Source organism: Streptomyces diastaticus subsp. diastaticus, assembly GCF_011170125.1.
GTDB classification, from domain to species: domain Bacteria; phylum Actinomycetota; class Actinomycetes; order Streptomycetales; family Streptomycetaceae; genus Streptomyces; species Streptomyces diastaticus.
Genome location: NZ_BLLN01000003.1, coordinates 513,804 through 536,931 on the forward strand (window position 1 = coordinate 513,804; position 23,128 = coordinate 536,931).

Sequence of the window (23,128 nt, forward strand, 5' to 3'; positions counted from 1 at the left end):
GGGGGCGGGCCGCCGCCGTACGTGCCGCGGCGCTCAGCCGCGGACGCCGCACAGGTGCAGCAGGGCCGCCACCGAGCGGTACGGATCCGTGCGTCCCGCCCGCTCCTCCGCGGCCAGCAGTGCCTGGAACTCGGCCTCGTCGGCCGGCCCGGGCCCGTCCGAGCCCCGTGCGGCCAGCACGCGCACCCCGTACCACCGCTCCAGCGGTGCGCCGATCCCGGCCAGCGCCGAGGTGAGCGGGGCGAGCCGGTCCGCGCGCTCGGGGCCGGTCTGCGCGTCGAAGGCGTCCAGCGCGCCCCGCCAGTCGCCGGCGAGGCCAGGGCCGAGCGCCGAGGCGTCCGCGTTGCGCGCCAGCAGCGAGAGCAGGCCGCCGGGGGCGAGCATCCGGCCGAGGCCCGCGAGGAGCGCGTCCGGAGACGCCACCCTCATCAGCACACTGTGGCAGAGCACCACGTCGAAACTGCCCGGCAGGAAGTGCACCCCGGTCTCGTGCCCGTCGCCCACCACCAGCCGGAACCGTTCGCGGATGCCGTCGGGCTCCCCGGCCAGCGCCTCACCGGCCGCCTCGACCAGCGCGGGGTCCGACTCGACGCCGGTGACCTGGTGGCCCAGGCGGGCCAGCCGCAGCGCCTGGCGGCCCGCGCCCATGCCGACGTCCAGCACCCGCAGCCTGCGGCCCACCGCGAACCGCGCCGCGAGCTGCTCGTCGAGCTGCCGCGCGACCAGCTCACGGTGGACCCGCTCACGCAGGCCCTCCCCGGCGGAACGGGGAGGTGCCCCACCGCCCCGTTCCGGGGCGGCCTGCGCCGGGACGGCCGAGAGCCGCGCCAGGACCTGGCGCGGGTCGTCGGGTACGGAGGGCACGTCGGACGGCCCCGGTGGCGCACCGGGGCCCGGCGCGCCGGGGCCGCCGGGCGGCTCCGCGACGCGGGTGCTCAGGGCTGCTCCCCGCGCTTGACCATCGGCTTCGGCAGCCGCAGGCGGCGCATCTGGAGGGTGCGCATCAGCGCGTACAGGACGGCGCCCTTCATCGGCTGGCCCTCGAACCGCTCCCGCAGGGCGCGCTTCAGCTTGATGCTGGTGACCACCGAGTCGATCACGATCAGCACGATCAGCGCCATCCACAGCAGCAGCGCGATGTTCTGGAGCTGCGGCACCCGGATCATGCTCAGAACCAGGATGACCACCGCGAACGGAAGGAAGAACTCGGCGACCGCGAACCGCGAGTCGACGTAGTTCCGGGCGAACTTGCGCACCGGCCCCTTGTCGCGAGCGGGCAGGTACCGCTCGTCGCCGTTGTTCAGCGCCTCGCGCTGGCGTGCCATGTCGGCCCGCCGGGCGTCGCGCTGCTTGCGCGCCGCCTCCTTGCGGGTCATCTGCGTGTTGGTCACGCTGCGCCGCTGGGACTGGGCCTGCGCACGCTTGGGGGTCGGGCGGCCCTTCGGGGCCTGCGGGTCACGGGGCTCTGTGGAAGGGGCCGCCTGCGCGGCGGGCGCCTTCTCGCTATTCGCACGGCTACGGAACACAAAACCCAAGCGTACGGTGTGCGGGCGCATGGACCCCAGGGCCGAGGGGAACGATCCCGCAACACACCGCGTCCCGATTTCGGGGCGTACGGGGACGTGCCGGTGGTTTGCCGGTGCTTTGCCCCGGGTGCGGGAGCCCGCCGCTACTCCTCGCGCCGGAGCGTCGCGGCCCGCACTCGTCCTTGCGGAGGAGCGCATCGGTGCTCGGACAGTGCGGTAATGGATGCGGGGCCCGTAGGGTGGGTTCTGTTGGTGTTCTGAGCTGGAGTCCGTCAGAAGGGGGCGCGCGAAGCCCATGAGCGGTGTCATGAAGCGTATGGGGATGATCTTCCGCGCGAAGGCGAACAAGGCCCTTGACCGGGCCGAGGACCCGCGCGAGACCCTCGACTACTCGTACCAGAAGCAGCTGGAGCTGCTCCAGAAGGTCCGCCGGGGCGTCGCCGACGTGGCGACCTCGCGCAAGCGCCTGGAGTTGCAGCTCAACCAGCTCCAGAAGAAGTCCTCCGACCTGGAGGGCCAGGGCCGCAAGGCGCTGGCGCTGGGCCGGGAGGACCTCGCCCGCGAGGCACTCTCCCGCCGTGCCGCCCTCCAGGGGCAGATCACCGACCTGGAGACGCAGCACCAGACGCTCCAGGGCGAGGAGGAGAAGCTCACCCTGGCGGCCCAGCGGCTCCAGGCCAAGGTCGACGCCTTCCGCACCAAGAAGGAGACGATCAAGGCCACCTACACCGCGGCCCAGGCCCAGACCCGGATCGCGGAGTCCTTCTCCGGCATCTCCGAGGAGATGAGCGACGTCGGCGTCGCCATCCAGCGTGCCGAGGACAAGACGGCCCAGCTCCAGGCCCGCTCCGGCGCCATCGACGAGCTGCTCGCCTCCGGCGCCCTCGACGACCAGTCCGGCCTCCAGAAGGACGACATCCAGCTCGAGCTGGACCGCCTCTCCGGTGGTAGTGATGTGGAGCTGGAACTCCAGCGGATGAAGGCCGAGCTGGCCGGAGGTCCGTCGGGCGGCCAGCAGGCCATCGAGGGCGGTGCCCAGGGCGAGCAGGACCGGCAGCAGCCGGAGGACACCCCCCGCTTCGAGAAGAACTGAGCGCCGAGGAGGGCGTCGTGATCGTACGGATCATGGGCGAGGGGCAGGTGAAGCTGGCCGACAGCCACTTCGCCGAACTGAACGCGTTGGACGACGAGCTGCTCACCGAGATGGAGAGCGGCGACGGCCCGGGCTTCCGCGCCACCCTCACCGCGCTCCTGGACAAGGTCCGCGAGCTGGGCACGCCGCTCCCCGACGACTTTCTGGAGCCGTCCGAGCTGATCCTCCCGGCCCCCGAGGCCAGCCTGGAAGAGGTCCGCGAACTCCTGAGCGACGACGGCCTCATCCCCGGCTGAACACCTCGTTCCCGCCCCGCGCATCGCCTCAGCCCCGGCCCGGCGGCCGGGGCTGAGGCGTGCCCGCTCCCGGCGCCGGGAGCCCTCGTACGCTCCCGGCGCCCCTCTCCGGTCGGGCAGAATGAGGGAGCCCCGGCGCGGCGCGCCCCCGCTCCGGCCGGGCGCCTGAGACGGTCCAGCCGCGCCGAGCGGTATCGCCAGCGCACTTCGGAGGGGCCCCGTGAGCCCGACCCCCACCGCCCCGGCGGCACCCCCGCGGCGGGCCGCCGCCCGCCTCCGCCGCCGGGCCCGCGCCCACCCCCGGCTGGTCGACGCGGTGCTCGCGGTGGGGGTGCTGATCTGCATGGTGGCCGGCTCGCTGACCGACCCGCATCACCCGGACGGCCCCACCTGGAGGTCCTCGCCGCCCGACGCCGCCGGTTTCACCCTGATGGCCCTCGGCGCCGCCGCCCTCGTCCTGCGCCGCCGCGCCCCGCGCACCGTGCTGGCCGCCGCCTCCCTCGCCTCGCTGGCCGTGCTGGTCTCCGGCGACCCCCGGACCCCCGTCGTGATGAGCGCGGCCGTCGCGCTGTACACCGTGGCCGCCCGCACCGACCGGCCCACCACCTGGCGGATCGGCCTGCTCACCTCGGCCGGACTCACCGCCGGCGCCATGCTCTGCGGCAACCCGCCCTGGTACGCGCAGGAGAACTTCGGCATCTTCGCCTGGACCGGTCTCGCCGCGGCCGCCGGGGACGCCGTGCGCAGCAGGCGGGCCTACATCAGCGCCATCCAGGAGCGCGCCGACCGCGCCGAGCGCACCCGCGAGGAGGAGGCCCGCCGCCGCGTCGCCGAGGAACGGCTGCGGATCGCCCGCGACCTGCACGACGTCGTGGCCCACCACATCGCCCTGGTCAACGTCCAGGCAGGCGTCGCCGCCCACGTCATGGACCGCAGACCCGACCAGGCCAAGGAGGCGCTGGCCCACGTCCGGGAGGCCAGCCGCTCCGCGCTCGACGAACTCCGCGCCACCGTCGGCCTGCTCCGCCAGAGCGGTGACCCCGAGGCGCCCACCGAACCGGCGCCCGGCCTCGCCCGCCTCGGCGACCTGGCCGAACGGTTCCGCAACGCCGGGCTGCCCGTGGAGATCGCCTGCCCGGACCGGGGTGACCCGCTGCCGGCCGCCGTCGACCTCGCCGCGTACCGGGTCGTCCAGGAGGCGCTGACCAACGTCCACAAGCACGCCGGCCCCGGGGCCCGTGCCGAGGTCAGCGTCGTCCCCGTCGACGGGCACATCGAGATCACCGTCCTCGACGGCGGCCCGGGCGGCCCGCCCGCCCACGGCACGGCCGCGCCCGTGCCGCCGCCCGGCGGCGGCCACGGCCTGCTGGGTATGCGCGAACGCGTCACCGCCCTCGGCGGCACCTGCACGGCGGGGCCCCGCTTCGGCGGCGGTTTCCGCGTCCATGCGATCCTGCCCGCCCAGGGCGCGACCCCCGCGCCCCGCACGCCCGCCCCCGTACCGCCGCCGCGGGACGGCGCACCGAAGGACGGCCGATGACCATCAGGGTGCTGCTCGCCGACGACCAGGCCCTGCTGCGCAGCGCCTTCCGGGTGCTCGTCGACTCCGAGCCCGACATGGAGGTCGTCGGCGAGGCCGCCGACGGCGCCGAGGCCGTCGAACTGGCCCGTGCCGCCCGCCCCGACGTCGTCCTCATGGACATCCGGATGCCCGGCACCGACGGCCTCGCCGCCACCCGGTCGATCAGCGCCGATCCCGGCCTCGACGGGGTGCGGGTGGTCATGCTGACCACCTTCGAGGTCGACGAGTACGTGGTCCGCGCGCTGCGCGCCGGGGCCTGCGGCTTCCTCGGCAAGGGCTCCGAACCCGCCGAACTCCTCGGCGCCATACGCGTCGCCCACGCCGGGGAGGCGCTGCTCTCGCCGGCCGCCACCAAGGGCCTCATCGCCTCGTTCCTCGCCCAGTCCGACCACGGCGCCGACGAGCGGCACGGCGCCCGCGAGGAGCGGCTCGCCTCGCTCACCGGCCGCGAACGCGAAGTCCTCGTCCACGTCGCGGGCGGCCTGTCCAACGACGAGATAGCCGCCCGCCTCCAGGTCAGCCCGCTCACCGTCAAGACCCACGTCAACCGGGCCATGGCCAAGCTCGGTGCCCGCGACCGGGCCCAACTCGTCGTCACCGCCTACGAGACGGGCCTCGTACGCCCCCGCGCCGGCTGAGCCCGGCATCCCGGCCCCGCGGACGCCGCCCGCCTCCGGGCGTCCACGGGACCGGGATGGACCCCGGGGTGTAGCTCGCCTACTGCGCACGCAGTACGGGGCGGCCGAGAAATCCGCCCGGAAGCGGCCCGAGGGCCCGTCGCGGTCGCCCATCGTGGAGCGGGGGCGCGTCGCGACCCTCACCGGCGGGTCCGCGAGGCCGCTCACGGACGGCCTGCCCAGGCCGACGCCGTTGCCCAGCACGCCACTTGAGGAGCGACACCACCATGTCCTGGCTGTCCCGGTTCAGCCTCGCGCAACGGGCCCTGATAGGTCTGATGTCGATCATCGCGCTGCTCTTCGGCGCGATAGCCGTCCCGCAGCTCAAACAACAGCTGCTCCCCTCCATCGAACTGCCCATGGTGTCCGTCCTCGCGCCGTACCCCGGCGCCTCGCCCGACGTGGTCGAGAAGCAGGTCGTGGAGCCGCTGGAGAAGTCCGTCGACGCCGTCGAGGGCATCACCGGCATCACCGCCACCGCCAGTGAGGGCAACGCCGTCCTCATGGCCCAGTTCGACTTCGGCTCGGCCGACTCCCAGCAGCTCGTCGCCGACATCCAGCAGGCCGTCAACCGGGCCCGCGCGATGCTCCCGGACGACGTCGACCCGCAGGTCGTCGCCGGGTCCACCGACGACATCCCGACCGTGGTGCTCGCCGTCACCTCCGGCAAGGACCAGCAGGCCCTCGCCGGACAGCTGGAGCGGACCGTCGTCCCCTCCCTCGAGTCGATCGACGGCGTCGGCCAGGTCTCCGTGGACGGCGTCCGCGAACTCCAGGTCGCCGTCACCCCCGACGACGCCCGCCTCGCCGAGGCGGGCCTGAGCAGTGCCGACCTGGTGCAGGCCCTCCAGGCCGCCGGGGCGACCGTGCCGGCCGGCTCCTTCGACGAGAAGGGCGAGAACCGCACCGTCCAGGTCGGCGGCGGCTTCACCTCCGTGAAGCAGATCGAGGACCTGCGCATCGCCCCGTCGGCGGGCGGCCAGGGCGGCCAGGGCGGCCAGGGCGGTCAGGCGGGCCCCGGCGACGCCGGCAGGGCCCCCGCACCCCTCCGCCTCGGCTCGGTCGCCGAGGTCGAGCAGCAGCAGGCCACGGCGACCTCGCTGACCCGCACCAACGGCGAGCCCAGCCTCGCCGTGGTCGTCACTATGGACCGCGACGGCAGCGCCGTCGCCATCTCCGACGCCGTCGCCGAGAAGCTTCCGGAGCTCCGTGCCGACCTCGGCGGCTCCTCCGAGCTGACCGTCGTCAGCGACCAGGGCCCGGCGGTCGCCAAGTCCATCGAGGGGCTGACCACCGAGGGCGCCCTCGGCCTGGTCTTCGCCGTGGTGATCATCCTGATCTTCCTCGCCTCGGTCCGCTCCACGCTGGTCACCGCGGTCTCCATCCCGCTCTCCGTGGTGCTCGCGCTGATCGTGCTGTGGACCCGCGACCTGTCGCTCAACATGCTGACGCTGGGCGCGCTCACCATCGCCATCGGCCGGGTCGTCGACGACTCGATCGTGGTCCTGGAGAACATCAAGCGGCACCTCGGCTACGGCGAGGAGCGCAGGGAGGCGATCCTCACCGCCGTCAAGGAGGTCGCCGGAGCGGTCACCTCCGCGACGCTCACCACGGTCGCCGTCTTCCTGCCGATCGGCCTCGTCGGCGGCATGGTCGGCGAACTGTTCGGCTCGTTCTCGCTCACCGTCACCGCTGCGCTGCTCGCCTCGCTGCTGGTCTCGCTGACCGTGGTCCCGGTCCTCTCGTTCTGGTTCCTGCGCGCCCCCAAGGGCACGCCCGAGGACGCCGAGGCGGCCCGCGCCGCGGCCGAGGAGAAGGAGGCGAAGAGCCGCCTCCAGCGCATCTACGTACCCATCCTGAAGTTCGCCACCCGGCGCCGGCTCACCAGCCTCGCCATCGCCGTCGCGGTGCTGCTCGGGACGTTCGGCATGGCTCCGCTGCTGAAGACCAACTTCTTCGACCAGGGCGAGCAGGAGGTCCTCTCCGTCAAGCAGGAGCTGGCCCCCGGCACCAGCCTCGCCGCGACCGACGAGGCCGCCGGGAAGGTCGAGGCGCTGCTGAAGGAGACCGACGGCGTCGAGGACTACCAGGTCACCATCGGCTCCTCCGGTTTCCTGGCGGCCTTCGGCGGCGGCACCGACACCAACCAGGCGTCGTACCAGATCAAGCTCGCCGACTCGGCCTCCTCGGAGGCGGTGCAGAACGCCCTCGACAAGGGCCTCGCCGGACTCGACGGCATCGGCGACACCCGCGTCTCGGCCGGTGACGGTTTCGCCGGCCAGGACCTGAGCGTCGTCGTCAAGGCGTCGGAGGCCGACGTCCTCGCCGAGGCGGCCGAGCAGGTCCGCGCGCAGGTCGCGAAGCTCGACGACGTCACCGACGTGCAGAGCGACCTCTCCCGGAGCGTCCCGCGGATCTCCGTGCGCGCCAACGAGAAGGCCGCCGCGGCCGGGTTCACCGACGCGAGCCTCGGCCAGGTCGTCGCCCAGTCCGTCCGCGGCACCACCGCCGGCCAGGTCGTGCTGGACGACGCGGAGCGGGACATCGTGGTCAAGTCGGCCGAGCCCGCCAGGACCCTCGCCGAGCTGCGGGCACTGCCGCTGGGCCCGGTGAAGCTCGGCCGGATCGCCGACGTCGAGCTGGTCGACGGCCCGGTCTCGATGACCCGGATCGACGGCTCCCGGGCCGCCACCGTCACCGCCCGGCCGACCGCCGACAACACCGGCGCGGTCACCGCGGAACTCCAGACGAAGATCGACGCGCTCGACCTGCCGGAGGGGGCCACCGCCACCATCGGAGGTGTCTCCGCCGACCAGGACGAGGCGTTCGGCAAGCTGGGCCTGGCGATGCTCGCGGCCATCGCGATCGTCTTCATGCTCCTGGTCGCGACCTTCCGCTCCCTGGTGCAGCCGCTGATCCTGCTGGTCTCCATCCCGTTCGCGGCGACCGGCGCGGTCGGCCTGCTCATCGCCACCGGCACCCCGATGGGCGTCCCGGCGATGATCGGCATGCTGATGCTGATCGGCATCGTGGTCACCAACGCCATCGTGCTGATCGACCTCATCAACCAGTACCGCGACAAGGGCTACGGCATCATCGAGGCGGTCATCGAGGGCGGCCGCCACCGCTTCCGCCCGATCCTGATGACCGCCCTGGCGACGGTCTTCGCCCTGGTCCCGATGGCCCTCGGCGTCACCGGTGAGGGCGGCTTCATCGCCCAGCCGCTCGCCGTGGTGGTCATCGGCGGCCTGATCACCTCCACGGTCCTCACCCTGGTGCTGGTCCCGACCCTGTACGCCATGGTCGAGCTCCGCAAGGAGCGCCGGGCCGCCAGGAGGGCCGCGAAGCGCGCCGGCAAGGCAGGCGTCCCGGAGCAGTCCGAGGCTCCGGACGAGGAGAGGACCCCGGGACCCGCCCAGTCCTGACCCCTTCCGCACACCGGTCCGGGGGCGTCCTCCCACAAAGGGGGCGCCCCCGGGCTCGTCCTCCCGGTCCTTCCCTCCCGCACCGGCCCGGTGCCGGCCCGGCCGACGGGCGCGGCCGGCCGGTGACCGCCACGGCCGACGGGACCGGTACCTGGCCGGCGTCCCCGCCGGGCGCGAGCCGAAGCCCCCTCGCCCACGAGGGCGAGGGGGCTTCGGCAGACGGGATGCGGGCGGTCCTACGGCAGCGCCAGCATCCGCTCCAGCGCCAGCTTGGCGAAGTCCTCGGTCTCCTCGTCGACCTCGATGCGGTTGACCAGGTTCCCCTCGGCCAGCGACTCCAGGGTCCACACCAGGTGCGGGAGGTCGATCCGGTTCATGGTCGAGCAGAAGCAGACCGTGCGGTCGAGGAAGACGATCTCCTTGTCCTCCGCGGCGAAACGGTTGGCCAGCCGCCGGACCAGGTTCAGCTCGGTGCCGATCGCCCACTTGGAGCCACGCGGCGCCGCCTCCAGCGTCTTGATGATGTACTCCGTCGACCCGACCAGGTCGGCCGCGGCCACGACCTCGTGCCTGCACTCGGGGTGCACCAGGACGTTCACCCCGGGGACCCGGGCGCGTACGTCCTCGACCGACTCCAGCGAGAACCGCCCGTGCACCGAGCAGTGGCCGCGCCACAGGATCATCCGGGCGTCCCGCAGCTGCTCGGCGGTGAGGCCGCCGTTCGGCTTGTGCGGGTTGTAGACGACGCAGTCCTCCAGCGACATGCCCAGGTCGCGGACGGCGGTGTTGCGCCCGAGGTGCTGGTCGGGAAGGAAGAGGATCTTCGTCGTGGCGGGGTCCTGGCCCTGGTCGAAGGCCCACTCCAGCGCCCGCTTCGCGTTGGAGGAGGTGCAGATCGTGCCGCCGTGCCTGCCGGTGAACGCCTTGATGTCCGCCGAGGAGTTCATGTACGCCACCGGGACCACCTGGTCCGCGACGCCCGCCTCGCTCAGCACGTCCCAGCACTCGGCGACCTGTTCGGCCGTGGCCATGTCGGCCATCGAGCAGCCCGCCGCCAGGTCCGGCAGGACCACCTTCTGCTCGTCGGAGGTGAGGATGTCCGCCGACTCGGCCATGAAGTGCACGCCGCAGAAGACGATGTACTCCGCCTCGGGGCGCGCGGCGGCGTCCCGGGCCAGTTTGAAGGAGTCCCCCGTGACATCGGCGAACTGGATGACCTCGTCGCGCTGGTAGTGGTGACCGAGGACGAAGACCTTGTCCCCGAGCTTCTCCTTGGCCGCGCGGGCGCGCGCCACCAGGTCGGGGTCGGAGGGGGAGGGCAGGTCCCCGGGGCAGTCGACGCCGCGCTCGCTCGTGGGGTCGGCCTCGCGGCCGAGCAGCAGCAGAGCGAGGGGCGTCGGCTGCACGTCGAGGTCGGTGCGGGGCTGGGCGGTGGTCACGTCACGCACCCTTTCTGTTCTTGCAGACGAGCCTTTTCGTCTAACTGACGTTATCTATCATAACCGCATAATGTCACTTTGACGATGGCGCTCGCGTCACTGTGACGCATCCCCCGCGTCCGCCGCCCCTGCCCCGTGCCGCCGAAGCGGCCCGTGTGCGAGCATGAGGAGACCGGCCGGACCTTTGTCGTGGCCGGGCCGGCCAGGCCCGCACGGCACGCGCCGGAAACAAACAGGCCGGAGGCGGAATGTTCCGGCCTCACCGGCAGTTGCCCATAGTCGGCAAGCAGTCCGTACAACCCGGGAGCGATGTAGATGTCCGTTCAGGACGAGAAGACCACCGTGAGCGACGGCATTCTCCTGTCCGACGCCGCCGCGGCCAAGGTCAAGGCCCTGCTCGACCAGGAAGGCCGGGACGATCTGGCGCTGCGCGTGGCGGTCCAGCCCGGTGGGTGCTCCGGCCTTCGCTACCAGCTGTTCTTCGACGAGCGTTCGCTCGACGGGGACGTCGTCAAGGACTTCGGCGGAGTCAAGGTCGTCACCGACCGGATGAGCGCGCCGTACCTCGGCGGAGCCTCCATCGACTTCGTCGACACCATCGAGAAGCAGGGGTTCACCATCGACAACCCCAACGCCACGGGCTCCTGCGCCTGCGGCGACTCCTTCAGCTGAGTCGCTTCGCCGGGAGGCGGCGTCCCACTTCGGTGGGGCGCCGCCTTTTCCGTCAGCCCGGGCGCGGACCGGCTGAGCGGGCGCGGACGCCGGCCGGGCGCGGACGCGGTCCAGGTCAGAAGGCCAGGATCGTGAGGGTGGCGGCGTGGACGAGGACCAGGAGGGCGCCGTCGAAGCCGAGGCGGAACCAGCCACGTTCCTGACGGACCAGGAGGCCGCCCAGGACGACGGTGGTCATCACCAGGGCGGCGCAGGCCAGGAAGAGTTCGTCGTCCCCGGCGGCGTGGTAGAGCGAGCCGCCCCGGTACGCCAGGTCGCCCACCGCCAGGTTGAGGACGTCGAGGCAGTTGCCGCCGATGATCGCCGCGAAGGCGAGGGTGACGGCGCCCCGGCGGACGGCGGCGATGGAGGTGACCGTCTCCGGGAGGGCGTTGACGGTCCCCAGGACGGCCGCGCCGACGAAACCGGCCCGCAGGGTGGTCGCCGACAGGAGGCCCTCGGCGGCCCGGGTGACGGCCCAGCCGGCGACGACCACGGTCGCGGCGAGGATGGCGAACTCGCCCCACAGCCGCGGGGTGGACCGCGCGGAGAACGCCCCCTCGCCCCGCGGCACGTCCCGGACGGTCTCCCGGGTGCGCACCGCCCGCCACATCGGCTCGGTGTTCCTGCGGATCAGGTGCAGACCACCCAGGTAGAAGAGGATCAGCACGAACGAGACCGGGTGCACCCCGGCCGCCGTCACGTCCGGGCTGAAGGAGGCCATCAGCGCCAGCCCCAGCAGCCCGGTCAGCAGGCAGCCGAAGAGGAGGTTCTGGAGCGAGGCGGCGGCGTGCTCCAGGTTGACCCGGCGGTGGAAGGCGTCGGCCGCGACCACCGCCAGGGTCTGCGCCGCGATGCCGCCCACCGCGTTGCTGTACGCCAGTTCCGGTGCGGCGTCCGCCGCGCTCACCGCCGTCATCACGATGCCGGAGAGCGAGGTCACCAGGCCGAAGAGCACCGCCCCGAACAGCGCCTCGCCCCAGCCCGTTCGGTCGGCCAGCACGTCCCCGAGCCCCGCCAGCCGGACGCCGCACGCCACCGTCAGCGCCCCGGCCAGGCACAGCACGGCGACGCTCCAGCCCAGTGGCCACTGCCCGGCCAGCATGTCCGGCACCCTCGCCCCGTCCGCCCGCGTGATCGACGCCCGCCTCCTCACTGGGTGCCCGGCGCCGGGCGGGCGCCACACCGAAGGAGCCAGGGTTCACCGCGCCGGACCACGCGCGGGAGGCGGGCGGCCCCGGAGGCTCACCTCCGGGCCGCCCGCCTCCCGTGTCCGGCGGTCAGGTCAGTCGCGCGGGACCGCCGAGCCGTCCTCGCCGACCACCTCGCGGTCACCGAGCGGCTCGTCCAGCGTCACCTTCGCCGTGAGCTGCTTGGCGATCTTCACGCAGACCTTGCCAGGCTCCTGCGGCTCACCGGTGATCCTCACCGTGACGCTGCCGTCCTTCTCCTCGGCGGCGGCCGTGTACTTCTCGCAGACCCCGCCCCAGAAGCGGACGGTCAGCTCCCGGCCGTCCACGCGGTACGACTCCGCCTCGGTCAGCTTGCGCTCCCCGTCCGGGGAGCGGCCGGGGTCGGTGCCGGGCTTCTCGGGCTTCGGCGCCGGAGCGAGGTACTCGGGGTCGACGGCCGGCCGGGTCACCGTGAACGACCGGTCGTGGCCCTCGGGCCGCACCTCGAACAGCCACGACGGCACCAGCGCCTGGCGGCCGGAGACGAACTGGGCGGACAGCCCGAGGACCGCGCCGCGCACCTCCACCGGCTTGCGCTCGGGCTGCTCGCCGCCCGGCGTGCACGGGTCCTTCGGCGGGGCGGAACCGTCGGCCGCCTCTTCGCCCAGCGGTGCCGGGCCGGCGCAGCCGCCGATGCCGACCCTGCCGTCGCCCTTCGAGGCACCGTTGAGCTGGGCCAGCGTCTGCTCGGCGGTCAGCACCGGGTAGGTGTCGCCCTTCACCGGCTGGGAGAGCTGCCCGCTGCCGCCGACCACGGAGCCGTCCGGAGCCACCCGCACGCCGGTGCTCCAGCCGTACGTCGGCAGGCCGTCCACCACCGGCTGGGCGTTGACCACCCGTACGCCCCCCGAGACCTGGCCCGCGTCGAGCTTGGCGTCGTCCTGGCCGAGCGCCTTCAGCACCGGCGCGGCCGCGCTCCTCGCCGCCTTCTCGCCGACCGGGTCGCCGTCCTCGGTGCCACCCGGTCCGGCGCACACCTTGCCCTTAGGGCAGTCGTCGCCGCCCGGCGGGGTGTGGCCCTGGAAGCTCCAGGTGCCGGGAGCCCGCTTGTTGACCCGCAGCAGCGGCCCCTGGCCGTCCCCGGCCGTGCCGACCAGCCACGTGCCGCCCTCGGCGCGCGGCTCACCCGGCACACCGAGCGCCTTCGCCAGCTTCGCCACGTCCGCCGCGCGCGGCCCCGCCTCGAACTGGTGGACGGCCGCTTCGCCCGGGCCCTCGGGCAGCTTCACCCGCGCCCGGTAGACGCCGCCGCCCGGATCGGGCTCACCGGGGGCGACGCCCTGGGTGTGGCCGTCCAGCTCCAACGGCGGAGGGGTGCCGCCCGCGCCCGCCTCGGCCTGCTGCCCGCCGTCCGTCGTCCCGCCGGAGGCGGCCGCGGTCACCAGGTACGCGCCTCCGCCGCCCACGATCAGGACGGCCGCCGCCACCGAGGCAACGGCCATCGGGGAACGCCGCCCGGGCCGCTCCTGCTCCTGGTCGGATCGCTCGGTGCTCACCGCATCGCTCCTTCGCCTGGACTGTCCTCACGGCCTCCCCGGGAGGGGCCGGCCGTCACCGTGTTCCCTCGATGGGGAACGCCGGTGGGACGGGACGGAGCGGAAGGCGGTTCCCGATGCCTTTCGCCGAGAGGGCCGAACGAGGGACGCGGTCGCCGCGCGCGGCCGGGACGCCCAGGACCTGCCAGGCGGATCCTCGTGGGCCCGCGACGCCTGGCACGCACTCTCGCCGCACGCCCGGACCACCCGGGTACGTCCTGCGAGGGGGATCCTGGCGCACGCCGAGAGCACGCACCGGACGCCGCAGGCCGCGCCACGAAGATCCGCCGGACAGGCCCTACCAGTCGCCGTACTGCGACATGCCGTCGATGAGGCGGACCGAGGCGGGGGCCACGCGTACGCCGTGGAGCGAGGAGAGGGGGACCGGGCCGGTGGGGCGGCCGTGCGGGGCGGGCCAGTCCGCGGACATGCGGGCGCAGTCGCCGCGCAGCACTTCGAAGCCGTGGTCCAGTTCGAGGGGGCCGGCGTCCTTGACGCTCTGGTTCGACATATTCGCACCGTAGGCACGTCCGCCTCGGTGAGGAAAGCCCTACTATCGGGTAGTTTCGACGATTCGCGCTGTCTTGGGCCGGGGACGGCCAACGGATAGCGTGAAGCGACCGATCTCCGTGTCACCCGTCCGGGCGCCCGCCGCCCCCACCCCTCGCAGGAGCAGACCCGCCGTGCGTATCGCTGTCACCGGCTCCATCGCCACCGACCACCTGATGACCTTCCCCGGCCGCTTCGCCGACCAGCTCGTCGCCGAACAGCTCCACACGGTCTCGCTCTCCTTCCTCGTCGACCAGCTCGACGTCCGGCGCGGCGGGGTCGCGGCCAACATCTGCTTCGGCATGGGCCAGCTCGGCACCAGCCCCGTCCTGGTCGGCGCGGCCGGCTCCGACTTCGACGAGTACCGGGCCTGGCTCGACCGGCACGGCGTCGACACCGGCTCGGTCCGCATCTCCGAGGTGCTGCACACCGCGCGCTTCGTCTGCACCACCGACGCCGACCACAACCAGATCGGCTCCTTCTACACCGGGGCCATGAGCGAGGCCCGCCTCATCGAGCTCCAGGCCGTCGCCGAGCGGGTCGGTGGCCTCGACCTCGTCCTCATCGGCGCCGACGACCCGGAGGCGATGCTCCGCCACACCGAGGAGTGCCGCAGCCGGAACATCCCGTTCGCCGCCGACTTCTCCCAGCAGATCGCGCGGATGGACGGCGAGGAGATCCGCACCCTCCTCGACGGCGCCACCTACCTCTTCTCCAACGAGTACGAGAAGGGCCTCATCGAGTCCAAGACCGGCTGGAGCGACGAGGAGATCCTCGGCCGCGTCGGCCACCGCGTCACCACCCTCGGCTCCCGCGGTGTCCGCATCGAGCGGGCCGGCGGCGACCCGGTCGAGGTCGGCGTACCCGAGGAGGACACCAAGGCCGACCCGACCGGAGTCGGCGACGCCTTCCGCGCGGGCTTCCTCTCGGGCCTGTCGTGGGGCGTCTCGCTGGAGCGCGCCGCCCAGGTCGGCTGCATGCTCGCCACCCTGGTCATCGAGACGGTCGGCACCCAGGAGTACACCCTGGGCCGGGTCCCCTTCATGGACCGCTTCACCAAGGCGTACGGCCACGACGCCGCCGCCGAGGTCCAGGCCCACCTGGCCTGAGCCGCTTCGGCCGGGCGGCCGAAGCGCCGCCCGGCCCGGCCCGCCTCAGACCAGCCGCCGCACCCGGTAGGCGGTGCCGCCCGCGGCCGGCTCCTCCCCGACGTACTCCTGCTCGCGCATCCTGCACCAGGCGGGGATGTCGAGACGGGCCGCCTCGTCGTCGCTCAGCACGGTCACCGTGCCGCCCACCGGCACCCGGTCGATCACCTTGGCCAGCTCGATCACCGGGACCGGGCAGCGGCGGCCCAGCGCGTCCACCACCAGCGCCTCGGCGGCGGCCGCCGGCTCGGCGCCCGGGGCGCCGAGCCGGGCCCGCACGGCCCGGACCGCTTCCGGCAGCACCGTGAGGAAGTGGTCCACGTCGGTCGCGGGCGTCCCGAGCGGCAGCGACACCCGGACGTTCCCCTCGCTCAGCACGCCCATGGCCCGCAGCACATGGCTGGGCGTCAGCGTCGAGGAGGTGCAGGACGAGCCGGAGGAGACGGCGAAGCCGGCCCGGTCCAGCTCGTGCAGGAGCGCCTCGCCGTCGACGTACAGGCACGAGAAGGTGACCAGGTGCGGGAGCCGGTGCACCGGGTCGCCGACCACCTCCATGTCCGCCACCACCTCCGGCAGCCGCAGCCTGATCCGGTCCACCAGCTCCCGCAACCGCACCCCTTCGGCCTCCGCCTCGGCGCGCACCGCCCGGAGCGAGGCCGCCGCAGCGACGACCGCCGGGAGGTTCCCGAAGCCGGGCGCGCGCCCCGACTCCCGCTCGTCCGCCGGGCCCCCCGGTGCGAACCGCACCCCCTTGCGCACCGCCAGCAGCCCCACGCCGGGCGGGCCGCCCCACTTGTGGGCGCTGGCGGTCAGCAGCGACCAGGGGCCCGTGACCGGACCCCAGGGGAGCGACTGGGCGGCGTCCACCAGCAGCGGGACGGTGGCCGCCCGGCAGGCCTCGGCGACCTCCTCCACCGGCTGGACGGTGCCCACCTCGTGGTTGGCCGACTGGAGGCAGGCGAGCGCGGTGTCGGCCCGCAGGGCGGCGGCGAACGCCTGGGCCGGGACCCGGCCGGTGCTCTCCACGCCGACCCGGCCGACCTCGCCGCCCGCCGTCTCGAAAAACTCCGCCGCGTGCAGCACCGAGGAGTGCTCGACCTCGGAGACGACGAGGTGGCGGCCGATCCGGCGGCGGCCGGCCAGGGCCCCCGCGATGCCGGAGTGGACCGCCTGTGTCCCCGAAGGGGTGAAGACCAGCTCGTCCGGGCGGCAGCCCACCGACTCGGCCGCGCTCTCCCGGGCGGCGTCCAGCAGGAGGCGGGCGCGGCGGCCCTCCCGGTACAGCCGGGCCGGGTCGGCCCAGCCCTCGTCGAGGGAGGCCAGGAGGGCCTGGCGGGCCGTCGGATGCAGGGGGGCGGCCGACGCCGCGTCGAAGTAGGGCACGGCGCCACGCTAGCCGGGGGGCGGGTCCCGCGCCCCGGGGAGGGGGCGTGGCTCGCCGGTCCTCACATGACCGGGGTGCCGGTTCCCGTCCCCGCAGGGGTGTGGGGCGGCGGCGGGCGCGGGCCGGGCCTGATCGGGCAGCGTGCCGTGCGGCGGGCCGAAGTGGCCGGGCGCGGACGCGGCGGGCTCGGACGGGCCGGGTGCCGGCTCGCGCGGGGGCCGGGCGCTCTCGCGCGCGCCCGCGAGAGTGAAGGACAGGGCCCGCGAGTGGGCCGGGGGAGTGGAGTGCGTGGGCGAAAGGGGTGTCAGATCGGGGGACGAGGCCGGGATTCCGCCCGGATTCCACCCCTTCGGGGTGCGGCTCGGCGCGTTGGGCACCCTCCCCGCGCGACCCCAAATTGAGTCCAGTAGGGTTTGGTCCGCATAAACATCCAATCCCCTGCCCGCCGCAGGGCCGGCGACCGACCAGCGTGAAGGCCGCACCCGACCGCGCGGGCGAGACTCTCGGGAAGGCGCTACGTGAGTCCCAACGGCTCCGACCGCTCGTCGCGGCGCCCGATGCGGCGGAAGCTGCCGCAGGTGCTGACTGCGGGCCTGATCCTGGCAACCGCCACCGGTTGCACATACGAGGACTTCCCCCGTCTTGGTATGCCCACCCCGGTGACCGAAGAGGCACCGATCATCCTCTCCCTCTGGCAGGGCTCCTGGGCGGCGGCGCTCGTCACGGGTGCCCTCGTCTGGGCGTTGATCCTCTGGGCCTGCTTCGCCTACCGGCGCAGCCGGACCAAGATCGAGGTACCTCCGCAGACCCGGTACAACATGCCTCTCGAGGCGCTGTACACCGTGGTCCCCGTCCTCATCGTGTCGGTGTTCTTCTTCTTCACCGCCCGCGACGAGTCGAAGATCCTCTCGCTCTCCGAGAAGCCGACCCACACCATCAACGTGGTCGGCTTCCAGTGGAGCTGGGCCTTCAACTACATCGAGGACGTGGACGGCGAGACCGCAACCGGCGACGCGCGGACCAACCCCGACCTGGCGGCCATTCCGGACCGCTTCAAGAAGGCGTTCCCCGAGGGGGCGGAGGGCGTCCACGCCGTCGGCACCCCCGGCGAGCGCAACCCGCAGAACGGCAACCCGGGTCCGACCCTCTGGCTCCCCAAGGGCGAGAAGGTCCGCTTCGTGCTGACCTCGCGGGACGTCATCCACTCGTTCTGGGTGGTGCCGTTCCTGATGAAGCAGGACGTCATCCCGGGCCACACCAACGCCTTCGAGGTGACCCCCGAGAAGGAGGGCACCTACATGGGCAAGTGCGCCGAGCTCTGCGGCGTGGATCACTCCCGCATGCTCCTGAACGTCAAGATCGTTTCTCCCGAGCGCTACCAGAAGCATCTGGAGGAGCTCCGTGAGAAGGGCCAGACCGGGTACGTCCCGGCGGGCATCGAGCAGACGGACCCGGCCAGGAACTCGGAGAAGAACCAACTGTGAGCATCCTCAACGAACCCCAGGGTGACGCCGCAGCTGACGACTCGTACGAGAACGAGCTGCCGGTTCGCCGCAAGCAGCCGGGCAATGTCGTCGTGAAGTGGCTGACCACCACCGATCACAAGACGATCGGCACGCTGTACCTGGTCACCTCTTTCATCTTCTTCATCATCGGCGGCCTGATGGCCCTGGTGATGCGCGCCGAGCTGGCCAGGCCCGGTACGCAGCTCATCTCGAACGAGCAGTTCAACCAGGCGTTCACGATGCACGGCACGATCATGCTGCTGATGTTCGCGACGCCCCTCTTCAACGGTTTCGCGAACTGGATCATGCCGCTCCAGATCGGCGCGCCCGACGTGGCGTTCCCGCGGCTGAACATGTTCGCCTACTGGCTCTACCTCTTCGGCTCGCTGATCGCGGTGGCCGGCTTCCTCACCCCGCAGGGTGCGGCCGACTTCGGCTGGTTCGCCTACTCCCCGCTGTCGGACGCCGTCCGCTCGCCGGGTGTCGGCGCCGACATGTGGATCATGGGCCTGGCCCTCTCGGGCTTCGGCACGATCCTCGGTTCGGTCAACTTCATCACCACGGTCATCTGCATGCGCGCGCCCGGCATGACGATGTTCCGTATGCCGATCTTCACCTGGAACGTCCTGCTCACCGGTGTCCTGGTGCTGCTGGCCTTCCCGGTCCTCGCCGCCGCGCTGTTCGCCCTGGAGGCGGACCGCAAGTTCGGGGCGCAGATCTTCAGTCCGGAGAACGGCGGAGCACTGCTCTGGCAACACCTCTTCTGGTTCTTCGGACACCCAGAGGTGTACATCATCGCCCTGCCGTTCTTCGGCATCGTCTCCGAGATCATCCCGGTGTTCTCGCGGAAGCCGATCTTCGGCTACATGGGTCTGGTCGGCGCGACCATCGCGATCGCCGGTCTGTCCGTGACGGTGTGGGCGCACCACATGTATGTCACCGGCGGTGTGCTGCTGCCGTTCTTCTCCTTCATGACCTTCCTGATCGCGGTACCGACCGGTGTGAAGTTCTTCAACTGGGTCGGCACCATGTGGAAGGGCTCCTTGTCCTTCGAGAACCCGATGCTGTGGTCGGTCGGCTTCCTGGTCACCTTCCTCTTCGGTGGCCTGACCGGCGTCATCCTGGCCTCCCCGCCGCTGGACTTCCACGTCTCGGACTCGTACTTCGTCGTCGCGCACTTCCACTACGTCGTCTTCGGCACCGTGGTCTTCGCGATGTTCGCCGGATTCCACTTCTGGTGGCCGAAGTTCACCGGCAAGATGCTGGACGAGCGGCTCGGCAAGATCACCTTCTGGACGCTGTTCGTCGGCTTCCACGGGACCTTCCTGGTCCAGCACTGGCTGGGCGCCGAGGGCATGCCCCGCCGGTACCCGGACTACCTGGCCGCCGACGGCTTCACCGCCCTGAACACGGTCTCCACGATCAGCTCGTTCCTGCTCGGCCTGTCGATGCTGCCGTTCTTCTACAACATCTGGAAGACGGCCAAGTACGGCAAGAAGATCGAGGTGGACGACCCGTGGGGCTACGGCCGTTCGCTGGAGTGGGCGACCTCCTGCCCGCCGCCGCGGCACAACTTCCTCACCCTGCCGCGCATCCGCTCGGAATCCCCGGCGTTCGACCTGCATCACCCTGAGATCGCCGCCATGGACCACCTTGAGGACCACGACCCGCAGCCCAAGGCCGTCGCGGGCACCAAGGAGGCAGGCAAGTGAAGATCCAGGGCAAGATGTTCCTCTGGCTGAGCGCCTTCCTCCTGCTCGTCGCGGTGGTGTACGGCCTCTGGTCGCGGGAGCCGGTGGGTACGACGGCGCTCTTCCTCGCCTTCGGCCTCTCCGTCATGGTCGGCTTCTACCTGGCGTTCACCGCCCGGCGGGTCGACGCGATGGCGCAGGACGACAAGGAGGGGGAGGTCGCGGACGAGGCCGGCGAGGTGGGCTTCTTCAGCCCGCACAGCTGGCAGCCGCTCTCGCTGGGCATCGGCGGTTCCCTCATGTTCCTGGGCGTCGTCTTCGACTGGTGGCTGATGTTCTTCGCCTTCCCGATGCTGCTCATCGGCCTCTGGGGATGGATCTACGAGTACTACCGCGGCGAGAACCAGAACCAGTGACACCTCGCTGAACCCCGCCGCCCCGGCGGCCCGTCAGGCCCGGCACCTCCCTCGCGGAGGGGCCGGGCCTGACGGCGTTCGCCGCACCCGAACGGCTCAACCCGCCGGGCCGCGCCCCGCATCCGTTCCTACGGTGTGGGCATGAGCCACACTCCGCGAATCCGTACGGTTCTGAGCTGCACCGTGCTGGTGGTCGCCCTCGGGGCCGGGGCCACGGCATGTGGAAGCTCCGAGACCCACCCGCTCGCCGCCGCGCCGTACGACGCGGCCCAGGACGTCGCCATCAGCGCCGGCGGCCGGAAGAAGGCCGACCCGGACAAGCCCCTGGAGGTCACCGCCACGGGCAAGGGGCGGCTGACCGACGTCGTCGCCGTCGACGCCTCCGGGCGCCGGGTGGCCGGCGAACTCTCCGCCGACGGCACGCGCTGGCGCACCACCGGCCCGCTCGCCGCCGGAGCCCGCTACACCGTCACCGCCTCCACGGAGAACGGCGAGGGCGGCCCAGGACGGCGCACGATGACCTTCGACACGGCCGCCCAGGGCAAGAGCAAGGACTCCCGCCTCAAGGTCGCCTTCGGCCCCCAGAAGGGCACCTACGGCGTCGGGCAGCCGATCGTCGCCGAGCTCAGTGCCCCCGTCGAGGACCGCGAGGCTCGCGCGGTCGTCGAGAACTCGCTGAAGGTCACCTCGGAACCGGCCGTGGAGACCGGTGGCTGGTACTGGGTGGACAGCAAGACGCTGCACTACCGGCCCAAGGAGTACTGGCCCGCCAACGCCACCGTGACGGCCCGCAGCGAACTCGGCGGCGTCCGGGTCACGGACAAGGTCCGCGGGGCCCCGGGCAAGCCCCTGACGATCCGCACGGGCAGCAGGATGGAGGCCGTCGTCGACGCCTCGGCCCACGTCATGACGGTGTTCAAGGACGGCGAGGAACTCACCACCGTCCCGGTCACCGCCGGCAAGCCGGGCTTCTCCACCCGCAACGGCGTCAAGGTGGTGCTCGGCAAGGAGTACTTCGTCCGGATGCGCGGCACCACCGTGGGCATCGCCGCCGGCAGCTCGGAGTCGTACGACCTGCCCGTGTACTACGCGACCCGGGTCACCTGGAGCGGCGAGTACGTGCACGCGGCGCCCTGGTCGGCAGACGCGCACGGCTCGGCCAACGTCAGCCACGGCTGCGTGGGCATGAGCACCCGCAACGCCGCCTGGTTCTTCGAGACCGTCCGCGAGGGCGACCTGGTGCGCGTGGTCAACAGCATCGGCGAGGACATGGACCCGTTCGGCAACGGCTACGGCGACTGGAACGTCGACTGGGCCGACTGGAAGGCCGGCAGCGCCAACGCCCCCGAGGCGCCGCCCGGCAAGGCCCCCGGGCCCGCCGATCGCCTCAGTCCCCGGATCTGAGCGCGTGGCGCGCCCGACACGCCGCGAGGGGCGGCCCGGATCCTCCGGGCCGCCCCTCGCGGCACCTGCCGACCGGCCGGAGCGAGGAAGATCACTCTTACGGGTGGCCCCGCGCCGGAGATCAGGCGGTGACGGGCTTGCGCGGCCGCAGCAGAGCCGCCAGCGCCTCGGCGAACTCCACCGGCTCCACCGGCAGCGTCACCGCCGCGTCGGCGCGGCTCCAGGTGGCCAGCCAGGCGTCCTGGGGACGGCCCATCAGCAGCAGCACCGGCGGGCACTGGAAGATCTCGTCCTTGAGCTGCCTGCACACGCCCATGCCTCCCACCGGGGAGGTCTCGCCGTCCAGCACGCAGGCGTCCACGCCGCCGTGCTCCAGCTCCCGGAGGACGGCCGGGAGGGTCGCGCACTCCACGTACCGCACCGGCGGGACGTCCGCCGCCGGCCTGCGGCCCGCCGCCAGCCGGACCTGCTCGCGGGTGGCGGAATTGTCGCTGTAGACCAGCACCGTGGCGGTCGCCTGCATGGTTCCTCCGTGACGTCGGTGTCTTCGGGCCCTGAGGTCTTGCCACCCCCGGCCGGCCCGCCCCGCGGGGCGTACGGGGCCGTTCCGGAGGCCGTGCGGCACCGGCCCGCCACCAGGCCGCACCGGGCTCGCCCGGGGGCCGCCCGGGGGGCGGGGCCGATGCGCGGATGCTACTCCGTCCGACACCTCGTCAACACCGGTGCGACAGGCCAGGCGATGGGCCGTTCGAGCTGGACAGGACGGGCTGACACTCCGAACAGCACCCCCCGGGGTGAGGGCGGGATAAGGGACCGACATAATGTCGGTCGTGGCGACAGCAACGACAGTAGAAACAGGGCACGCGCACCCGACGGTCAATCGGCCGAACCTCACCAGTGTGGGCACCATCATCTGGCTGAGTTCCGAGCTGATGTTCTTCGCGGCCCTCTTCGCGATGTACTTCACCCTGCGATCGGTGACCGGTCCCGACTTCTGGGGAGCCAAGGCGGAGAGCCTGACCTTCCCGTTCGCGCTCGGGAACACCTCCATCCTGGTGCTCTCCTCAGTCACCTGCCAGCTCGGCGTCTTCGCCGCCGAGCGGGGGGACGTGAAGAAGCTCCGGATGTGGTTCATCGTGACCTTCATCATGGGCGCGATCTTCATCGGAGGGCAGGTCTTCGAATACGCGGAACTGGTCAAGCACGAGGGGCTCACCATCTCCTCGGACGCGTACGGCTCCGCGTTCTACCTGACCACCGGCTTCCACGGACTGCACGTGCTGGGCGGCCTGATCGCCTTCCTTGCCGTCCTCGGCCGCACCTACGCGGCCAGGAGGTTCACCCACGAACAGGCCACGTCCGCCATCGTCGTGTCCTACTACTGGCACTTCGTCGATGTCGTCTGGATCGGCCTCTTCGCCACGATCTACATGATCAAGTAATTAGGTCTCGTACTTCGTACGAAGTCCCACTGCCCAGAAGCATCGACGCAGAAGATCCTGACACCGGGGTAAT

20 protein-coding genes are annotated in these 23,128 nt (G+C 72.4%); 12 read left to right on the plus strand and 8 right to left on the minus strand.

The genetic code is table 11. From position 1 onward, the window contains the following. Positions 1 to 33: 33 nt before the first annotated feature. Both Sdia_RS10690 and Sdia_RS10695 read right to left on the minus strand, forming a co-directional pair. The gene (locus Sdia_RS10690; protein WP_229830627.1) at positions 34 to 726 is read right to left on the minus strand and encodes a class I SAM-dependent methyltransferase; all 693 of its coding nucleotides are present in this window, start codon (positions 724 to 726) and stop codon (positions 34 to 36) included. 209 nt (positions 727 to 935) lie between these two features. Then, the gene (locus Sdia_RS10695) at positions 936 to 1,556 is read right to left on the minus strand and encodes a DUF3043 domain-containing protein (protein WP_100453016.1); all 621 of its coding nucleotides are present in this window, start codon (positions 1,554 to 1,556) and stop codon (positions 936 to 938) included. Between the two features lie 286 nt (positions 1,557 to 1,842). Between Sdia_RS10695 and Sdia_RS10700 the strand changes: the two genes are divergently transcribed. The 5 genes from Sdia_RS10700 to Sdia_RS10720 all read left to right on the plus strand — a co-directional run bounded on the left by Sdia_RS10700 (position 1,843) and on the right by Sdia_RS10720 (position 8,599). After that, the gene (locus Sdia_RS10700) at positions 1,843 to 2,619 is read left to right on the plus strand and encodes a PspA/IM30 family protein (protein ID WP_100453017.1); all 777 of its coding nucleotides are present in this window, start codon (positions 1,843 to 1,845) and stop codon (positions 2,617 to 2,619) included. A gap of 17 nt (positions 2,620 to 2,636) precedes the next feature. Further along, the gene (gene pspAA / locus Sdia_RS10705) at positions 2,637 to 2,915 is read left to right on the plus strand and encodes a PspA-associated protein PspAA (protein ID WP_100453018.1); all 279 of its coding nucleotides are present in this window, start codon (positions 2,637 to 2,639) and stop codon (positions 2,913 to 2,915) included. Between the two features lie 220 nt (positions 2,916 to 3,135). Then, entirely contained in the window at positions 3,136 to 4,455 is a 1,320-nt protein-coding gene (locus Sdia_RS10710; protein WP_100453019.1) for a sensor histidine kinase, read from the plus strand. Continuing rightward, positions 4,452 to 5,135 carry a response regulator gene (locus Sdia_RS10715; RefSeq protein ID WP_115068624.1) on the plus strand — a complete coding sequence of 228 codons (684 nt, stop codon included), beginning with the start codon at positions 4,452 to 4,454 and terminating at the stop codon, positions 5,133 to 5,135. Before Sdia_RS10710 ends, Sdia_RS10715 begins: the two co-directional genes overlap by 4 nt. A gap of 266 nt (positions 5,136 to 5,401) precedes the next feature. After that, on the plus strand, positions 5,402 to 8,599 hold the full coding sequence (locus Sdia_RS10720) for an efflux RND transporter permease subunit (protein ID WP_185392923.1): 3,198 nt from the start codon (positions 5,402 to 5,404) through the stop codon (positions 8,597 to 8,599). A 236-nt stretch (positions 8,600 to 8,835) separates the two neighbouring features. On the opposite strand, the gene nadA is transcribed toward Sdia_RS10720, so the two are convergent. Beyond that, positions 8,836 to 10,038 (minus strand): quinolinate synthase NadA, encoded by a 1,203-nt coding sequence (nadA, locus tag Sdia_RS10725; RefSeq protein WP_115068622.1) that lies wholly within the window; start codon positions 10,036 to 10,038, stop codon positions 8,836 to 8,838. Between the two features lie 315 nt (positions 10,039 to 10,353). Between nadA and Sdia_RS10730 the strand changes: the two genes are divergently transcribed. After that, entirely contained in the window at positions 10,354 to 10,710 is a 357-nt protein-coding gene (locus Sdia_RS10730; RefSeq protein WP_053935614.1) for an iron-sulfur cluster assembly accessory protein, read from the plus strand. Positions 10,711 to 10,825: 115 nt separating this feature from the next. Here the strand turns inward: Sdia_RS10730 and Sdia_RS10735 are convergent, their stop codons facing one another. The 3 genes from Sdia_RS10735 to Sdia_RS10745 all read right to left on the minus strand — a co-directional run bounded on the left by Sdia_RS10735 (position 10,826) and on the right by Sdia_RS10745 (position 14,027). After that, positions 10,826 to 11,854 (minus strand): sodium:calcium antiporter, encoded by a 1,029-nt coding sequence (locus tag Sdia_RS10735; protein WP_100453371.1) that lies wholly within the window; start codon positions 11,852 to 11,854, stop codon positions 10,826 to 10,828. A 180-nt stretch (positions 11,855 to 12,034) separates the two neighbouring features. Then, positions 12,035 to 13,477, minus strand: a complete 1,443-nt coding sequence (locus tag Sdia_RS10740) for a hypothetical protein (RefSeq protein ID WP_115068621.1) — start codon at positions 13,475 to 13,477, stop codon at positions 12,035 to 12,037. Between the two features lie 337 nt (positions 13,478 to 13,814). Further along, positions 13,815 to 14,027 carry a hypothetical protein gene (locus Sdia_RS10745; protein WP_100453023.1) on the minus strand — a complete coding sequence of 71 codons (213 nt, stop codon included), beginning with the start codon at positions 14,025 to 14,027 and terminating at the stop codon, positions 13,815 to 13,817. Positions 14,028 to 14,199: 172 nt separating this feature from the next. Here Sdia_RS10745 and Sdia_RS10750 point away from each other — a divergent pair, with 172 nt between their 5' ends. Continuing rightward, entirely contained in the window at positions 14,200 to 15,174 is a 975-nt protein-coding gene (locus tag Sdia_RS10750) for a carbohydrate kinase family protein (protein ID WP_189499959.1), read from the plus strand. A gap of 45 nt (positions 15,175 to 15,219) precedes the next feature. Here Sdia_RS10750 and Sdia_RS10755 read toward each other — a convergent pair whose 3' ends face one another. Then, a complete protein-coding gene (locus Sdia_RS10755) occupies positions 15,220 to 16,596 on the minus strand; it encodes a cysteine desulfurase/sulfurtransferase TusA family protein (protein WP_100453024.1) in 1,377 nt (458 codons plus the stop codon). Positions 16,597 to 17,115: 519 nt separating this feature from the next. Here Sdia_RS10755 and ctaC point away from each other — a divergent pair. The 4 genes from ctaC (at position 17,116) to Sdia_RS10775 (ending at position 21,613) form a co-directional block, all read left to right on the plus strand. Continuing rightward, positions 17,116 to 18,081 (plus strand): aa3-type cytochrome oxidase subunit II, encoded by a 966-nt coding sequence (gene ctaC / locus Sdia_RS10760; protein WP_100453025.1) that lies wholly within the window; start codon positions 17,116 to 17,118, stop codon positions 18,079 to 18,081. After that, on the plus strand, positions 18,078 to 19,814 hold the full coding sequence (gene ctaD / locus Sdia_RS10765) for an aa3-type cytochrome oxidase subunit I (protein WP_100453026.1): 1,737 nt from the start codon (positions 18,078 to 18,080) through the stop codon (positions 19,812 to 19,814). Before ctaC ends, ctaD begins: the two co-directional genes overlap by 4 nt. Next, positions 19,811 to 20,209, plus strand: a complete 399-nt coding sequence (locus Sdia_RS10770) for a cytochrome c oxidase subunit 4 (RefSeq protein WP_100453027.1) — start codon at positions 19,811 to 19,813, stop codon at positions 20,207 to 20,209. The genes ctaD and Sdia_RS10770 overlap by 4 nt, the downstream gene beginning before the upstream one ends. Before the next feature lie 141 nt (positions 20,210 to 20,350). Then, a complete protein-coding gene (locus Sdia_RS10775) occupies positions 20,351 to 21,613 on the plus strand; it encodes a L,D-transpeptidase (RefSeq protein ID WP_229830561.1) in 1,263 nt (420 codons plus the stop codon). Positions 21,614 to 21,734: 121 nt separating this feature from the next. On the opposite strand, the gene Sdia_RS10780 is transcribed toward Sdia_RS10775, so the two are convergent. Continuing rightward, positions 21,735 to 22,136, minus strand: a complete 402-nt coding sequence (locus Sdia_RS10780; protein WP_100453029.1) for a response regulator transcription factor — start codon at positions 22,134 to 22,136, stop codon at positions 21,735 to 21,737. A 298-nt stretch (positions 22,137 to 22,434) separates the two neighbouring features. Between Sdia_RS10780 and ctaE the strand changes: the two genes are divergently transcribed. Next, positions 22,435 to 23,055, plus strand: coding sequence for an aa3-type cytochrome oxidase subunit III (gene ctaE / locus Sdia_RS10785; protein WP_100453030.1), 621 nt, complete (start codon positions 22,435 to 22,437; stop codon positions 23,053 to 23,055). Positions 23,056 to 23,128 lie beyond the last annotated feature (73 nt).

Excerpts from the sequence above, each read along its gene's own strand:
- Sdia_RS10775 (WP_229830561.1), top strand. The coding sequence starts at position 20,351 with ATGAGCCACACTCCGCGAATCCGTACGGTTCTGAGCTGCACCGTGCTG.
- Sdia_RS10720 (WP_185392923.1), top strand. The coding sequence starts at position 5,402 with ATGTCCTGGCTGTCCCGGTTCAGCCTCGCGCAACGGGCCCTGATAGGT.
- Sdia_RS10695 (WP_100453016.1), bottom strand. The coding sequence starts at position 1,556 with ATGCGCCCGCACACCGTACGCTTGGGTTTTGTGTTCCGTAGCCGTGCG.
- Sdia_RS10730 (WP_053935614.1), top strand. The coding sequence starts at position 10,354 with ATGTCCGTTCAGGACGAGAAGACCACCGTGAGCGACGGCATTCTCCTG.
- Sdia_RS10735 (WP_100453371.1), bottom strand. The coding sequence starts at position 11,854 with ATGCTGGCCGGGCAGTGGCCACTGGGCTGGAGCGTCGCCGTGCTGTGC.
- Sdia_RS10780 (WP_100453029.1), bottom strand. The coding sequence starts at position 22,136 with ATGCAGGCGACCGCCACGGTGCTGGTCTACAGCGACAATTCCGCCACC.
- ctaE (WP_100453030.1), top strand. The coding sequence starts at position 22,435 with ATGTCGGTCGTGGCGACAGCAACGACAGTAGAAACAGGGCACGCGCAC.
- Sdia_RS10715 (WP_115068624.1), top strand. The coding sequence starts at position 4,452 with ATGACCATCAGGGTGCTGCTCGCCGACGACCAGGCCCTGCTGCGCAGC.
- Sdia_RS10745 (WP_100453023.1), bottom strand. The coding sequence starts at position 14,027 with ATGTCGAACCAGAGCGTCAAGGACGCCGGCCCCCTCGAACTGGACCAC.
- Sdia_RS10700 (WP_100453017.1), top strand. The coding sequence starts at position 1,843 with ATGGGGATGATCTTCCGCGCGAAGGCGAACAAGGCCCTTGACCGGGCC.